The organism is Dactylosporangium sp. NBC_01737 (assembly GCF_035963215.1).
In the GTDB taxonomy this organism is placed as follows: domain Bacteria; phylum Actinomycetota; class Actinomycetes; order Mycobacteriales; family Micromonosporaceae; genus Dactylosporangium.
Genome location: NZ_CP109153.1, coordinates 4,550,822 through 4,564,871 on the forward strand (window position 1 = coordinate 4,550,822; position 14,050 = coordinate 4,564,871).

Consider the following 14,050-nt stretch of genomic DNA (forward strand, 5'->3'; position numbering starts at 1 on the left):
CGGCCCCCGTCGCCGGGTGGATCAGGCGTGCGACCGCTTCCGGGCGGAGCGCTCGCGGTCCTTCTGGTCGAGCATGACCTTGCGGATGCGGACCGCGGTCGGGGTGACCTCGACGCACTCGTCCTCGCGGCAGAACTCGAGGGCCTGCTCCAGGGTGAGCTTGCGCGGCGGGATCAGCTTCTCCGTCTCGTCGGACGCGGAGGAGCGCATGTTGGTGAGCTTCTTCTCCTTGGTGATGTTGACGTCCATGTCGTCGGCGCGGGAGTTCTCCCCGACGATCATGCCCTCGTACACCTCGGTGGTGGGCTCGATGAACATCGAGCCGCGCTCCTGCAGGTTCATCATCGCGAACGGGGTCGCGACCCCGGCCCGGTCGGCGACCAGGGAACCGGTGGCGCGCATGCGCAGCTCGCCGAACCACGGCTCGTACTTCTCGAAGACGTGGTGCAGGATGCCGGTGCCGCGGGTGTCGGTGAGGAACTCGGTCCGGAAGCCGATGAGGCCGCGGGCCGGGACCAGCCACTCCATGCGGATCCAGCCGGTGCCGTGGTTGACCATCTGCTCCATGCGGCCCTTGCGGGTCGCGAGGAGCTGGGTGATCGCGCCGAGATACTCGTCGGGCGCGTCGATGGTGAGCCGCTCCACCGGCTCGTGCACCTTGCCGTCGACCTCGCGGGTGACGACCTGCGGCTTGCCGACGGTCAGCTCGTAGCCCTCGCGGCGCATCTGCTCCACGAGGATGGCCAGGGCGAGCTCGCCACGGCCCTGGACCTCCCAGGTGTCGGGGCGCTCGGTCGGCAGGATCCGCAGTGACACGTTGCCGACCATCTCGCGGTCGAGCCGGTCCTTGACGAGCCGCGCGGTGACCTTGGTGCCCTTGACCTTGCCGGCCAGGGGCGACTGGTTGGTGCCGATGGTCATCGAGATGGCCGGCTCGTCGACGGTGATGAGGGGCAGCGCGACCGGGTTCTCCGCGTCGGCCAGGGTCTCGCCGATCATGATCTCGGGGATGCCGGCGAGCGCGATGATGTCGCCCTGCGCGGCCTCCTCGGCCGACTTGCGCTCCAGGCCCTGGGTCATCAGCAGCTCGGAGATCCGCACGTTCTGCACGGTGCCGTCGGTGCGGATCCAGGCGACGGTCTGACCCTTGCGGATCGTGCCCTCGCGGACCCGGCACAGCGCGAGGCGGCCGAGGAACGGCGACGCGTCGAGGTTGGTGACGTGCGCCTGCAGGGGCGCGCCCTCGGTGTAGGACGGCGCGGGGATCGTGCCCAGCAGCGTCTGGAACAGCGGCTGCAGGTTGTCGCTGTCGGCGGGGACGGTGCCGTCCTCCGGCTGGCTCAGCGAGGCGACGCCGTCGCGGGCGCAGGCGTAGACGATCGGGAACTCGATCTGGTGCTCGTCGGCGTCGAGGTCGAGGAAGAGCTCATACGTCTCGTCGATGACCTCCTTGATCCGGGCGTCGGGCCGGTCCACCTTGTTGATCACCAGGATGATCGGCAGGCGGGCCTTGAGCGCCTTGCGCAGCACGAACCGGGTCTGCGGCAGCGGGCCCTCGCTGGCGTCGACGAGCAGGATCACGCCGTCGACCATGGTCAGGCCGCGCTCGACCTCACCGCCGAAGTCGGCGTGGCCGGGCGTGTCGATGATGTTGATCGTGGTCGGGGTGCCGCCGTCGGCGGGGACGTAGCGCACCGCGGTGTTCTTCGCGAGAATGGTGATGCCCTTCTCGCGCTCGAGGTCCATCGAGTCCATCACCCGGTCGACCTGCTCCGCGCGCGCGTGGAACGCGCCGCTCTGCCGCAGCATCGCGTCGACAAGGGTGGTCTTGCCGTGGTCGACATGGGCGACGATGGCGACGTTGCGGAGGTCTGAACGGGTCTGCATGACCTCCATTGTTCCAGGCGGCCCAGGATTGCCGTCACGCACAGTGCGCGATGTGACGTACCGCGCCTCACCCATCGTTTTCACCTCCGCCGGCGTCATAGGGGACAGCGGGCATCGGCCGTCCGCGATAGCGTGCCAGGACCGGGGGAGGCATCGATGAGCTACGGCGATTTCTACGACGACGACACCGCTGAGCAGCGCTGGGACGATGAGGAGTTCAGGCCGCGCCGGCGGCGCGTCGGGATGATCTTCCTGATCGGCGCGCTGGTGGTGGTCAGCCTGATCGCCGTCGGCGGGCTCACGGTCCTCGTGAAGGGCCGCGACCGGGTGCCGGTGTCGGCCGGTTCGAGCCAGTCCAGCTCGCCGGCCGAGCCGAGCGCCGAGCCGACCGAGGTGGCGCTGGAGGTCACCTCGGCGCCGCCGAGCCCGACGCCGTCCGCCACGCCGTCGAAGACCCCCGCCGCGAAGAAGTCGATCGCGCCGCCGAAGCAGACGGCGCTGCCCCCGCCGCCGCCGAAGGTCAGCACGAAACCCGGCTGTCAGCCTGAGTACAAGGGCACCCAGCTGCCGAAGTCGACGGTGCGCGGATACCTCGACGCCGCCTCCACCAAGCAGTTCTGGGGCAGCGCCACGCCCGCCGAGGTGCAGGCGATCCGGGTGCCGAAGCGGCTGCTGTACGGCGTCGCCGATCAGGAGAGCGGCTGGCAGTCCAACATCTACGCCTGTGACGGCGGCGTCGGCGTCATGCAGATCATGCCCGACACCGAGACGTGGATGAACCAGCGCTTCGGCACGTCCTGGAAGATCGGGACCCCGCAGGACAACGTGATGCTCGGCGGGCAGTATCTCGCCTGGGCGATCCGCTACTTCGGCGAGCAGCTCGGCACCTTCGACGTCATGGGCGCCGACCCGACGCTGCTCAACGCGGTGATCTCCGCGTACAACAACGGCGCGGGCGCGGTCGACCTCACCAAGGGTGACGCCGGAATCACCAACTGGAGTTACGTGAACAACGTCAGAGCGCTCATGACCCGCTGCTGCGCCGACTACTGAGGCCACGGCTAACGTAGGGCGGCATGAGGCTCGACCCGGTAGGCCGACTGCTGAAGCTGCCGCCCGCGCTGACCGGGCGGGTCCGCGTCACCAAGGGCATCCCGGTCCGTATGCGCGACGGCGCGATCCTGCGCGCCGAGCACTACGGGCCGGCCCTGGACGCCGAGCTGCCCACGGTGCTGGTGCGCACGCCGTACGGCAGGGGCGCGCCGACGAGCCTGCTCTGCCGGGCCGTCGCGCAGCGCGGCTTCAACGTGCTCATCCAGTCCTGCCGGGGCACCGGCGACTCCGGGGGCACCTTCGAGCCGCTGCTGCAGGAGCGCGAGGACGGCCTCGACACGCTCGACTGGTTGCGCCTGCAGCCGTGGTACGACGGCCGCCTCCTCACCTACGGCCCCAGTTACGTGGGTTTCGTGCAGTGGGCGCTGGCCGCCGAGGCGGGCGACGAGCTCAAGGCGATGGCCACGATCGTCACCGCGTCGGACTTCGGCCCGCCGACGTATGCCGGTGGCGCCTTCTCCCTCGACACGGTCCTCACCTGGTCGGCGCTGCTCGACGCGCAGCGTGGCCCCCGGCTGGACAACGCCGTCGAGCTGCTGCGCGGCCAGCCGAGGCTGCAGCGCGGGCTGGCCCGGGTGCCCCTGGCCGAGGCCGACCGGATCACCACCGGCGCGGAGATCGAGTTCTTCCAGCGGTGGCTCGCCGAGGCCGACCCGACGTCGGCCTACTGGACGCAGCGCGGCCACACCCACAGCCTGCCGAAGATCACCGCACCCGTGCTGATGATCGGCGGCTGGTATGACATCTTCCTGCCGTGGCAGCTGGTCGACTACGCCGCGTTACGGGCCGCGGGCCTCCAGCCGTACCTGACGATCGGCCCGTGGCACCACGGCAGCGCCGGGCTGTTCCAGCACTCCGCGGCCGAGGCCGTCGCCTGGTTCCGGGCCCACACCGGCGGGCCCGAACGCATCCGTGAGCGCCCCGTCCGGGTCCACGTCGGCGGCACCGACGCCTGGCGCGAGCTGCCCGAGTGGCCTCCCGTGACGAGCCGGCAGCAGGCCTGGTACCTGGGGAGCAACGGCACCCTGAGCACGGCACCGGCGGCGGCCGACGGCGAACGTCTCGACGGCTTCATCTACGACCCGAAACATCCCACGCCGGCGCTGGGCGGCCCGCGGCTCATCGGCAAGATCTCCGGCCGGCGCGACAACCGCCCCCTGGAGACGCGGCCCGACGTGCTGACGTTCACGTCGGAGCCGCTCACCGAGCCCCTCGAGGTGGTCGGCCCGATCTCCGCCGAGATCACCGTGCGCGCGACCTGCGTGCGGCCGGACGGCTCGGCACCCCCGGCCCGCGGCCTCGTGCCGTACTTCGACGTGTTCGTCCGGTTGTGCGAGGTCGACGAGCAGGACCGCTCGTGGAACATCTGCGACGGCCTGGCCCGCGCGGCGGCGGCCGAGGCCGGCGAGGCAGGCCCGGCGGCCGGGGCGGGCACCGAGGCCGGCGAGGCGGGACGGATCGTGCGGGTGGAGCTGTGGCCGACCGCGTACCGGTTCGCGGCGGGGCGCCGCATCCGGGTGCAGGTCAGCGGGGGAGCGCACCCGCGCTTCTCCCGGAACCCGGGCACGGGCGCGCCGCTCGGCCACGAGCTGGAGCTGCGCGCCGTCCGGCAGGACGTCCTGGCCCCGTCGTCGATCAGCCTGCCGGTCGGTGCTCAGTCCTCGAACGTGGACGGGCCCACGTCGGTGTAGGTGCCGGCGTCGGCGTCCCACTCGAACTGCCGGCCCTCGGAGCCGGCGCTGACGATCTTGCCGAACGCCGGGTACCGCTCGACGAGCCACTCCAGATCGGGCATCAGCAGCTCACCGGCGTCGGCGAGCTGCTCGTCGGTCTCGTCGCCGACCAGCAGGTTCCACCCGCTGGCCTTCCGGCCGTCGGGCGCGGCGGGCAGTGTGGCGTCCTCGGGATCGTGATACACGTACCCGGGGAGCAGCGACTCGTCCTCCACCAACCGCCGCGACGCGAACGCGATCAAGTAGCTCATGCGCTCAAGTATCCCCACGCCCGACCGTGACCTCGGCGGTGGGGAGCCCCCGCGCCGCCGCCAGCCACTGCGCCTCGGCGTCGATCGCGTCCCGGACGGCGGCCCGCAGCGGCGCCCAGGGCTCCACGGTCACCGCGAGCCGCTTCCCCGCGATCCGGGCCCGCCACGTCCCGGCGAGGTCCCCGTCGAGCAGCAGCGCGCCCGGGTTGCCCAGGACCCGCCACACCTCCTTCTCCCGCGCCTTGTCGGGGGTCAGCACCGACCGGTCGCGGGCCTGCAGGAACGGATCCGACGACGGCAGCAGCCGCACGCCACGCACCGGCTCCGCGTCGAGGAGGCCGGCGAGGCACTCCTGCGGTATCCACGCCCTGCGCCCGTCGACGGTGACCTCGGCGAGCCCGCCGGGCCAGGCCGGCTTGAGCGCCGTGACCGTCGTGCCGAGGTACTTCGCGACGTCGGCGGGCGCGGCCGGCCCGAGCAGCCGCAGGTACGCGAGGATGAGCCCGGACGGGTCGCCGGGCCCGTCGGGGACGGCCGGCGCACCGTCGATCGGCAGCAGCACGGTCGTGCTCGCGGCCTCGTCGAGCTGGACCCCGCCGGCGAGCCCGGCCTGCTGGAACACCGAGCCCGAGATGTGCCGCGCCTCGCACGGCCCGCAGTAGTAGGTCAGGGCCTCCGGAACCAGGTCGCTGACGCCGCGGCTGGCGTCGCCCTTCGCCGTCGGCCCGCCGACGACGGCCGCGAACGCCTCGGCGGTCGCCCGGAACGCGGCGATCCCCAGCTTCCCGCCGTCGGGGATCTGCCTGCTGCCGAACCGCGCCTCCGCGTCGGCGTCACTGATCGGCCACAGCGCCGTGACCAGGCCCGGCAGGTCACCGGGCCGGTGCAGGTGGCGCGCGCCCCGGGCCGACCAGACCAGCGCGAGGGGCCCGTCGAACCGGCTCGTCCGCGCGGCCAGGGCCTGCCGCGCGGTCCCGGCCGGCACGTTGGGCACCCCGAGGTCGAGGACCGCCAGGTCGCCGGGGTCGGCGTCGACCCGCTCGTGCAGCTGGTTGGTGACGGTCCGGTACGCGAGCACCTTCGCCCGTCCGACAGTCGGCATCGACCCATTCTCGTGCGGCCGGCCGCACCTCGCACCCCGGCGCACCCTGGCGCACTCCTGGGCGCACCCCCGGCGCACCGGGCCTTCGTCGCCGGAGTGCTTGCGCGACCCGTCCGCAGGGGCGGACGATTGTCACCATGAGCAGCGAGACGGACCGGGCCGGGGACGGCTCGGCCGAGATCACGTTCACCGATCCCGACCTGGCATTCCTGCGCCACGTCAGGTTCGGCGAGCTGCCCGGCAGGGTCCGCCCGGCCGACATGGTCGAGCTGGTCGAGACCGACCCCCGCCGCGACTGGCCCGACACCGGCCCCAGCCGGGAGCAGAACGACGCCCACTGGGGCGGCGGCTGACCGCGTCGGGCGCCTGATCGCGCCAGGCGGCGGCCAGCCCGCCAGGCTGGGTGGCCCGCCAGGCTGGGTGGCGCTCAGGTCTGCACGAGCGGCTGATACTCCTCCTCGGTGAGGCCGAACGTCCACGCCACGCCCGCCCGCGCGGTGCGGGTCGTCGGGGGGACACGCAGCCAGTAGACCCGGCTGGTGCCGTCGGGCTCCGGGGTGCTGTTGATGACCTCGACCATCGTCAGCGGCTCGTCGTCGTTGAAGCTCAGCTGCCACAGCACCCCGCACGCGTCGGCGCCGAGGCGGCGGGCGCCGGCCTCCCGCAGATAGCGCTCATAGCCGAAGTGCTCCAGCATGACGCGGCGGAGCTCGGCGTTGCGCTCGGCGGCGATCTGCGCGTGCGTCAGGTGGGCGAGCCGGTCGACGAGGTCCGACGGGATCGGCATGCCCCGCCACGCGTGCAACGCGAACCCGTCGCTGTAGCGCAGGGCCGGCGTCTCCGCGGCGTGCAGCCGGCCGACGTTGTCCCGGTGCAGCTGGTCGGGGCGGTCGGTGAGGACGGCGACATTGGCATACGGCCACCACCAGCCGGCGGACCGGGCCACCCCGGCCAGCCCGGCGAGGCGCTGCGCCGCACCGAGCACCGCCGCGGGAGCCTCGCCCCGGACGCCCCGGGAGCCCTGCGAGTGATCGGCCCGGGAGGCGGCGGCGTCGAACGCGGCCAGCCAGCCCGCGTCGTGCTGGCCTCCGACGGCGTCCAGCAGCACGGCGCGCACGTGGGTGGGCAGCTCGTTGCGCAGGTGCGTGCGCAGCGGCGTGGCGACGCGGTCATTGACCATCCGCCAGACGTCGGCGCCGCACGCCGCCCACAGGCGCGCCCAGCCGTCGGGGCCGAGCGAGTCGTGGACCTCGGCGCGGGCCGCCGCCCACGGCGTGGTGCGCACCGCCGCGCGCACCGACACGCCGGCGGTGCCCGGGACCGGCGGGCAGCCCTGCGCGCGCAGCTCCTCGGCGACGATCGCGTCCGCGGAGGCGGGGACCACGCCGGTGGAGACGCCCAGCCGCGCGGTGGGCAGGGTGAGGCCGGCCCGGGCGGCGCGGCGGGCGGCGGTGGTCATGGGCCGGGGGCGCGCGGGAGCCGGGTCGTGGACGGTGCCAGGACCGGCAGCTGAGCCGGGCAGGTCACGGCGCCCGGTGAGCAGCGCCGCCGCCCTGGCGCCCGCCGCCGGCGAGGCGAACCACACCACGTGCGCGGGCTCGGGCAGGCCGGCGGCGCGATAGGCGAGGCGGACCGCGTCCGCGGCGGCGTCACGGTCGGCGGGCGCCGTGGACAGCCCCGCGGCCAGCCACTTCGCCGCGTTGGCGCCGAGCACCGCGGCGCTGGTCTCGTCGGTGAGCGGGGTCGTGGTCATCAGTCGGCCACCGGTCGCCACGAGCCCGGCACGTATTCGCGCTGCCGGATGATCCGATACGACCCTGCGGGGATCGAGATCGCGCCGTGCTCCTCGTGCACGACCCTCGCCCGGGACACGACCTTGACGAAGAGCCGGTCGATGTCGTCGCGGTCGGCGAGCAGCAGCGTGTCGGGGCCGACGATCACGTGGGCGTGCCCGGTGGCCTCGCCACGGGCGAGGATCATGCGGCCGGAGCGGTCGCGCGGGGCGGGCACCGCGGTCGGGGGCACCTCGCCCGCGGCGATGGGCACCAGCAGGACGTCACCTTGTCGATACACGGCCGGACCTCCCAGCGGGAAAAGACGAACCAACAGACGTTCGAACCAGCAACGGGCACGATATCCGGGGGGTACGACACTTTTCCGCGCGCCCGCCGCCCGGACGCGGCCCCCCGTCCGGTCAACCCCGTTAGCGACGTCTGTGCGGGGAACGCGTAAGCAGACAAGGGCTGAGAAACCGGGTCGAAGCCATCGAACAGGGTCGCGGAAAGCGTGAAAAAACGCGACCATGAAGATCTCGCGGCGCAAGGGGGTGCATCATGCAGTCGACACTCGCGGTCCTGTGCCCGTTCACGCCGCGTCTCTCGCCGCACGTCGATCTCGTGCAGCGCTGGTCGCTGCACTGGGCCACCAGGCACGGCCTGCTCGACCGGCCGGGCGCCAGGGCCGCGTTCGCCCGGGCCAGGTTCGCCAACCTCATGGCCCGCACGTATCCGGACGCCGACCCCGTCGACCTGCAACTGGCCACCGCGTGGCTGATCAGTGTCTTCGCCCTCGACGACCACCTCGAGCGGGCCGGCGACCCGGGCGCCACCAGACGCCTCGTCGACGAGGTCCTCGACCTGCTCGAGCGGGACGAGCAGGACCCGCACGAGCCGCCGAAGGGTCACCTGCGCGCGCTCGGCGAGGTGTGGCGCCGGACCAGGCCGAGGGTCAGCCCCGCCTGGCGGGCGCGGTTCGCCGGGCACGTCGGCGACTACCTGGAGGCCACCGTCTGGGAGGCCGGCAACCGGGCCGCGAACCGCCCGCCGTCCCTCGCCGAATACCGCACGATGCGGTTCCGCACCGCCGCGATCGACATGTTCTTCGACCTCATCGAGCCGATGCACGGCGTCGAGCTGCCGGCGGCGGTCTTCGCCGACCACGACTTCGCCGCGATGCACCGCTCCGCCGGGATGATCACCGCGATCTTCAACGACCTCGTGTCGTGGCCGAAGGAGGAGGCTGCCGGCGACCACCACAACATCGTGCTCGCGCTGCGGCACGAGCGCCGCCTGCCGGTGGAGGCCGCGGTCCGCGCCGCCGTCGCGGAGCACGACGCGCTGGTCGAGGACTTCGTCGCGGCCCGGGCCCGCTTCGCCGACGGCCCTCTCGCCGCCGACCCCGCGGTCGCGGCGGTCGCCGGCGACTTCGCGCACTGGATCCGCGGCAACGTCGACTGGTCGATGGAGTCCGGCCGCTACACGCCGTCGGACGACGAGGCCGCTGACGCCGCCGACCCGCACGCCAGGCGGATCGCGATCCCCGCGCAGCGCCAGCCCGTCGACTAACTGCGTCGAACAACCACCGCGGCGCTGGTACCGTCGGCGCAGGTTCTCTTTTCTGGAGGATGCCATGCCTGCCCGGGCCCCAGTCCCGGGTCGCCGCTGACCACGGACCTGCCACGGTCCGCTGGTGTGCGCAGGTGTGCCCGGGCGACGACCTTCCCCGATCATGCACGCCCAGGAGGAGATCCTCAGTTGTCCCAGCACGTCCCGTCCGCGTGGTACGCGGACTTCTTCACCGAACTGCCCAACGAGTTCTGGCGCCGTGCCGCGGCGCCGCAGGCGACCGCCGCCGACGTGGCCTTCGTGCAGGACCGGCTCGGGCTGGCACCCGGGTCGCGGCTGCTCGACGTGCCGTGCGGCAGCGGCAGGCACAGTCTCGCCCTCGCCGCGGCGGGTCACCGGGTCACCGGCGTCGACCTCTCCGCGGAGGCCGCCGGGCACGCCCGGCGGGCCGCGGCCGAGCAGGGCGCCGATGTCGAGTTCGTCGTCGCCGACATGCGGGACATCCCGCGGACCGGCGACTTCGACGCGGTGCTGTGCCTCGGCAACAGTTTCGGCTACCTGGAACCGGCCGACCTGACCGTGTTCGTCGCGGCGGCCGCCGCGGCGCTGCGGCCCGGCGGCGGGCTCGTCGTGGACTTCAACGCGACGGCGGAGACCGTCCTGCCCGGCTTCACGGGGCAGGACCGGGTGATGCGCACCGGCGACATCACCGTCGAGGCGGCCACCGAGTACGACGTCGCCGCCAGCCGGCTGCTCAGCCGGTACACCTTCGTCCGCGGCGGGGAACGGCTCACCGCGACGGCCGTGCACCACGTCTACACCAGCGGGCACCTCGGTGCCATGCTGCGCGACGGCGGGTTCACGGACGTGACGCTGTACGGCGGGCCGGACGGTGCGCCGTACACCGTGGGCAGTGACCGCCTGCTGATCACCGCGCGACGGGCCTAGCCCGCACACGCACGCCGGCCGGTCAGCGCGAACGCTGGCCGGCCGGCCTTTCCGGTGCGGTGGAGAGTGAGGCTCAGATGGCGTGCCGGGAATCGTCGGGGTCCGGCATGCGGTGCACGTCCGTGCTCTGGGTCATGTCGGGTGCCGCCTGAATGGCGTCGGACTGGTACGTGCCCGGCTGGTCCGCGTCGGGGGAGCGCAGGGCCGCGCCGGGCGGCGTGCTGCCGGGCGCGATCCACGAACCCGGCTTCGGGACGGCACCGGAGGTGCCGGGAGCGGCACCGGGAGCGGCCCCCGGGGAGGCGGACGGCTGGGCGACGTCGCCGCGCCACGCGCCGGTCTCGCTGCCGCGCTGCTCGATGAACTCACGGAACTTCGCCATGTCGGACTTGATCAGCCGGTCCACGATGCCGGCCCTGTCCGCGACGTTCTCGACGAACCCCTCAGGGTCGATGTCGAGCTGCGCCGTCACCCGGCTGTGGGTGTCGTCGAGCCGGTGGAAGGTGACCACCCCGGCGTGCTTCGGGCCCTCGGTCGACGTCCATGCGACCCGCTCGTCCGGGTGCTGCTCGGTGATGCGCGCGTCGAACTCGCGGCGTACCCCGCCGAACTCGACCACCCAGTGCAACCTGGTGTCATCGAGCTGGCGGATCTCCCGCACGCTGTGCATGAACGCCGGGAACTCCTCGAACTGGGTCCACTGGTTGTACGCGGTGCGGACGGGCACGGCCACGTCCACGGTCTCCACAACCTGACTCATGTGCGATCAACTCCTCTCGGTGCTCACCTTTGGCTACCCCCGCAGGGTGAGGGCAAACCCGCACAAGTTGTCCGACCGGCCGAACCATCGGGCTGGCTGAATGGGCGTTCGTGGAGCACTTCGCCTACGGCGCCATCACGCCCGCGCTCGCCCTTGCCCTGTCGTTCTTCGGCTGCCTGCTCGGCGTGTTCATCGCCGCCCGGTCCCGGGCGTCCAGCGGCGGCAGCAGAGCCCGGTGGCTGACCCTGTCCGCGGTCGCGATCGGGGGAGCGGGCACGTGGGTGCCGCATTTCATGGCGTTGCTCGGCACCGACGTGCCCAACTCGGTGGTGCGCTACGACGTGCCGATCACCGCGCTCGGCTTCGGCATCGCGGTGGTGGTGTACTGCCTGGGCCTGTACGTCGTCGGCTTCGGCCGGCCGTCGCTGTGGAAGGTGCTGCCGGCCGGGATCGTCACCGGGCTTGGCCTGACCGCCGTCTACAGCACCGCGCCCCTGGCCATGCGGGTGGCCGGGACCGTCGGCTACGACCCCGCGACCGCGATCGCCGCCGTCGCCGCGTCGGTCGTGGGGGCGACGGTGACGCTGTGGTGCGTGTCCACGGTCCGTGGCAACAGGGCCCTCGCCGTCGCCGCCGGGATCATGGCCGTGGCGGCGTGCAGCACCCACTACACGGTGATGGCGGCGGTGCGTCTCGACACCACCCCGGCCGCCGGGGAGGTCCAGGGCGCGAGCCAGCTGGAGCTGCTCACCCCGGTCTGCGTGGTCGCGTGCCTGCTGCTGAGCGTCCTGGCCTACACGACCGTCGGGTTCTCGGTCCGGCAGAACACCGCCTCGGAGGAGGAACTGCTGCGCCGGGCCCGGGACATGTACTCGATCGCGACGTTACATCGCGCCGCCGCCGCCAGGCACGAAGAGAGGGACCGCGGCAACGCCGCGGTCCCTCACTGATTGCGGTCCGTTACTTCAGTGCGGCTGCCGGGTCGGCGGCCACCTGCGAGAGCCGCTCGGGGGTCACCGCGCCGACCAGGACCCGGCCGTCGTCGGTGATGAGGACGCTGAACAGCTTGCTGTTGAACGTCCGGCCGCCGTTGCCCAGCGGGAGCTGGTTGATGGCGTCCTGGGCCTTCTTGGCCTCCGCGTCGCCGGGCGCGGCCTGTGCCGGGGTGCCCGTCCGCAGGACGAAGACCGAGGTCCAGCCGGTACCGATGACGGCGCTCTTGGGCTTTTCACCGGAGGCCGACTCGTCGACCTTCGGCTGCCCCTCGGCGCCGGCCTTCGCCGGGTCCGCCTCCTCGACCTTGGTGCCGGCCGGAGGGTTGAACACGAACTGCCCGTCGTCGGGCCGGGCGAAGCTCACCTGCGTGAACGCCACCTCGAACGCCGGGTTGGACTGCCCCTTCGCCAGGATCTGCACGCGCAGCGGCAGCTTCTCCTGGGCGTCGATCGCCAGGCGGACCTGGCCGATGAGCGACGCCGTGTCCCGCGGGCGCAGGATGAGCTCGTAGGCGTCCCGTCCGGCGATCTTCGCCGAGTTGCCGATGGAGACCTGCGTGGTCGGGTCGATCGCCTTGAGGGCGAGGTCGGCCGCTTCCTGCGGGCTCTTCGGGATGTCGCTCGGGATCGCCCCCGGGCCCTTGTCGGCCGGGTGCTCACTGTCGCCGGAGTCCTTGAAGTGCTGCGCCTTGCCGGACTTGCTGTTCCAGGTCCAGGTGTCGGCGCCGTTGTGGATGATGTCGCTCTGCCCCTGCGTGCCCAGCAGCGACACGCGGGCCTTGTCCGGGCCCGAGTACCACACGCGCAGGGTGTGCTTGCCCGACACGAGCGACGTGAGCTCGGAGCTCTGGTCGCCCAGCAGGGACGGCAGGGCCGGCAGGCCCAGGTCCGCGCGCTCCACGACGGTGCCGGACAGTCCGTCCAGCTGTGCGGTCTGCAGGTCGACCAGCAGCTGCGCAGCGGTGCGCGGCGGCAGGTTCGGCTCGGCGGCGACGGCGAGGGTCTTTGCGGCCACGCCCGCACCTACCACAGCGACCGCGGCAAGCACGGGCACCGCCCACCGTAGGACAGGTCGTGACGTGAACTTCGACATTGGGTACACCTCCTGCCGACCATGGTGCTCGGGGTCGGCTGTGACATCGCTGAGACCGCCTGTGCGTTCCCACAGCACAGCGTGCCACGCTGGTGCTCGTGCGGCTGCTGGTGGTTGAGGATGAGATTCGTATGGCGGGAGCGCTGCAGCGCGGCCTGCAGGCGGAGGGCTTCGCCGTGGACGTGGCCGGGGACGGGCCCACGGGCCTGGAGCTGGCCAGGCACGGCGGCTACGACGCGGTGATCCTGGACATCATGCTGCCCGGTCTTTCCGGGTACCGCGTGGTGTCGGCGCTGCGCGCCGAGAAGAACTGGGTGCCGGTGCTGATGCTGTCCGCGAAGGACGGTGAGTACGACCAGGCCGACGGCCTCGACTGCGGCGCCGACGACTACCTGACCAAGCCGTTCTCCTACGTGGTGCTGGTCGCCCGGCTCCGTGCACTGCTGCGCCGCGGCGCGCCGGAGCGGCCGAGCGTGCTGACGGTCGGGGAGCTGACCCTGGACCCGGCGCGGCGGCGGGTCACCAGCGGCGGCGAGGAGATCGTGCTGACGGCGCGGGAGTACGCGCTGCTGGAGTACCTGATGCGCCGCCCGGGGCAGGTCGTGTCGAAGACGGAGCTCCTCGATCACGTGTGGGACGCGAGCATCGACACCGCGCCGAACGCGGTCGAGGTGTACGTCGGCTACCTGCGGCGCAAGCTCGGCCGCGACGCGCTCGAGACGGTCCGCGGGGCCGGATACCGGCTGAGGACGGCATGAGCGGTCCGGAGCGCAGCGGAGGAGCCACGAGCCGGCCGGCTCGTGGTCGAGGGCCGGGTCGCCGGA

At 72.7% G+C, this 14,050-nt stretch carries 13 protein-coding genes and 1 pseudogene; 7 read left to right on the forward strand and 7 right to left on the reverse strand.

Annotated features, from left to right (window positions below):
• Window positions 1-21: 21 nt before the first annotated feature.
• Entirely contained in the window at window positions 22-1,887 is a 1,866-nt protein-coding gene (gene typA / locus OHA72_RS20725; RefSeq protein WP_327009446.1) for a translational GTPase TypA, read from the reverse strand.
• 156 nt (window positions 1,888-2,043) lie between these two features.
• On the opposite strand from typA, the gene OHA72_RS20730 reads away from it, so the two are divergent.
• Window positions 2,044-2,940: a transglycosylase SLT domain-containing protein gene (locus OHA72_RS20730; RefSeq protein WP_327009447.1), complete on the forward strand. Its 897-nt coding sequence runs from the start codon at window positions 2,044-2,046 to the stop codon at window positions 2,938-2,940.
• A gap of 23 nt (window positions 2,941-2,963) precedes the next feature.
• Window positions 2,964-4,691 carry a CocE/NonD family hydrolase gene (locus OHA72_RS20735; protein WP_327009448.1) on the forward strand — a complete coding sequence of 576 codons (1,728 nt, stop codon included), beginning with the start codon at window positions 2,964-2,966 and terminating at the stop codon, window positions 4,689-4,691.
• Here OHA72_RS20735 and OHA72_RS20740 read toward each other — a convergent pair.
• A complete protein-coding gene (locus OHA72_RS20740) occupies window positions 4,655-4,984 on the reverse strand; it encodes a hypothetical protein (RefSeq protein WP_033356775.1) in 330 nt (109 codons plus the stop codon). The two genes, OHA72_RS20735 and OHA72_RS20740, sit on opposite strands and share 37 nt — an antisense overlap.
• Before the next feature lie 4 nt (window positions 4,985-4,988).
• A complete protein-coding gene (locus tag OHA72_RS20745) occupies window positions 4,989-6,086 on the reverse strand; it encodes a DNA glycosylase AlkZ-like family protein (RefSeq protein WP_327009449.1) in 1,098 nt (365 codons plus the stop codon).
• Between the two features lie 137 nt (window positions 6,087-6,223).
• Here OHA72_RS20745 and OHA72_RS20750 point away from each other — a divergent pair, with 137 nt between their 5' ends.
• Window positions 6,224-6,439, forward strand: a complete 216-nt coding sequence (locus tag OHA72_RS20750; RefSeq protein ID WP_327009450.1) for a hypothetical protein — start codon at window positions 6,224-6,226, stop codon at window positions 6,437-6,439.
• Between the two features lie 74 nt (window positions 6,440-6,513).
• Here the strand turns inward: OHA72_RS20750 and OHA72_RS20755 are convergent, their stop codons facing one another.
• Complete coding sequence (locus tag OHA72_RS20755) at window positions 6,514-7,839, reverse strand: DUF6745 domain-containing protein (protein ID WP_327009451.1); 1,326 nt, start codon at window positions 7,837-7,839, stop codon at window positions 6,514-6,516.
• Entirely contained in the window at window positions 7,839-8,159 is a 321-nt protein-coding gene (locus tag OHA72_RS20760; protein ID WP_327009452.1) for a DUF8820 family protein, read from the reverse strand. The genes OHA72_RS20755 and OHA72_RS20760 overlap by 1 nt, the downstream gene beginning before the upstream one ends.
• A 260-nt stretch (window positions 8,160-8,419) precedes the next feature.
• On the opposite strand from OHA72_RS20760, the gene OHA72_RS20765 reads away from it, so the two are divergent.
• Window positions 8,420-9,430, forward strand: a complete 1,011-nt coding sequence (locus OHA72_RS20765) for a terpene synthase family protein (protein ID WP_327009453.1) — start codon at window positions 8,420-8,422, stop codon at window positions 9,428-9,430.
• A 189-nt stretch (window positions 9,431-9,619) separates the two neighbouring features.
• Window positions 9,620-10,378, forward strand: coding sequence for an SAM-dependent methyltransferase (locus tag OHA72_RS20770; RefSeq protein ID WP_327009454.1), 759 nt, complete (start codon window positions 9,620-9,622; stop codon window positions 10,376-10,378).
• 307 nt (window positions 10,379-10,685) lie between these two features.
• On the opposite strand, the pseudogene OHA72_RS20775 reads toward OHA72_RS20770, so the two are convergent.
• Window positions 10,686-11,138, reverse strand: a pseudogene (locus tag OHA72_RS20775) (SRPBCC family protein); the annotation flags it as partial.
• A gap of 110 nt (window positions 11,139-11,248) precedes the next feature.
• Between OHA72_RS20775 and OHA72_RS20780 the strand changes: the two are divergent.
• A complete protein-coding gene (locus OHA72_RS20780; protein ID WP_327009455.1) occupies window positions 11,249-12,088 on the forward strand; it encodes an MHYT domain-containing protein in 840 nt (279 codons plus the stop codon).
• A gap of 10 nt (window positions 12,089-12,098) precedes the next feature.
• Here the strand turns inward: OHA72_RS20780 and OHA72_RS20785 are convergent, their stop codons facing one another.
• A complete protein-coding gene (locus OHA72_RS20785; protein ID WP_327009456.1) occupies window positions 12,099-13,226 on the reverse strand; it encodes a LolA family protein in 1,128 nt (375 codons plus the stop codon).
• Window positions 13,227-13,324: 98 nt separating this feature from the next.
• Between OHA72_RS20785 and OHA72_RS20790 the strand changes: the two genes are divergently transcribed.
• Complete coding sequence (locus OHA72_RS20790; protein WP_327009457.1) at window positions 13,325-13,984, forward strand: response regulator transcription factor; 660 nt, start codon at window positions 13,325-13,327, stop codon at window positions 13,982-13,984.
• The last annotated feature ends 66 nt before the right edge of the window (window positions 13,985-14,050 follow it).